Below are 952 nucleotides of genomic sequence, written 5' to 3' on the forward strand. Positions count from 1 at the left end.
TGCGCGCAGCGCGGTCTGGACCCGGTGCGAACCTACGCGGAGCTGACCACGCGTTACCAAGCGCCGCGCCTGAAGCGGCCGTTCAACCTCGACGCACGCCGGGCCGCGGGTTTCTCCGAGGCCGAGCTGGACGCTTTGCAGGCCACCGGTTGAAAACGAGGATTTGAGAGAATCAATCGCCGCTCGCTCGGCATTGACAAGGAACAACAACATGAAATTCTCCAATCTCAAGATTGGTGTGCGTCTGGGTATCACCATCGGCATCCAACTCGTTCTGATGGTGGTCATGGGTCTGATGGGTTTCACCAGCCTCATGAAAATGAACGATACGGCGCGTGTCGCGAACACAGCACAACTTCGGGTGACCTTGGCCACCGACTGGATGCGCACGCTGGAGGCGCATCAGGAGGTGCTTACTTCCTATGTGCGCAGCTACAACGCCGCCGAGAACACTCGACTCGAATCCGTGATTGCCTCCCACACCCAGCGGGTACTGGCGATCGACAAAGAGCTGAACGCCTTGTCCACCGATGCCGGCCGCGCGGTTCTGGCCGACGTCAACCGGGTCGCCCAGTCCTACCGGAACGCGCGTGACGAACTGATGAAGCTGAAGAAGAGTGCCAGTCAGGAAGACATCTATCTACTGGACAACCTGAACCAGACACGCATCGTTCCCGGCTTGCAGGCCTATGTCGCCGAAGTGAACAAGCTCGCCGACGCGTCGCGCTTCGAGGCCGAAGAAGCGGGTGAGCAGGCCCTTGCCACCTGGCAGCGTGGCCGCGTCGTGCTTGTGATTTGTGGTGTCATTGCACTGAGCGCGGGCGTGGCCTTGGGCCTGACCATCACCCGCAGCATCACTCGGCCCATTGCCGAGGCGGTGCGTCTGGCCGATGCCGTGGCCGCAGGCGATCTCAGCCAGCGCCTGGAGTCGAACGCCAAGGACGAGACCGGC

General features: G+C 61.8%; 2 protein-coding genes. Both read left to right on the forward strand.

Translation table 11 applies throughout. The features are described 5' to 3' along the window. A partial coding sequence (locus HGR_RS17195) for a DUF455 family protein (protein WP_006296614.1) occupies window positions 1–153 on the forward strand: 153 nt, incomplete at its 5' end. A 58-nt stretch (window positions 154–211) separates the two neighbouring features. Then, the coding region (locus tag HGR_RS03070) for an MCP four helix bundle domain-containing protein (RefSeq protein WP_006296615.1) at window positions 212–952 on the forward strand (741 nt) is incomplete at its 3' end.

This window comes from Hylemonella gracilis ATCC 19624, assembly GCF_000211835.1.
GTDB classification, from domain to species: domain Bacteria; phylum Pseudomonadota; class Gammaproteobacteria; order Burkholderiales; family Burkholderiaceae_C; genus Hylemonella; species Hylemonella gracilis.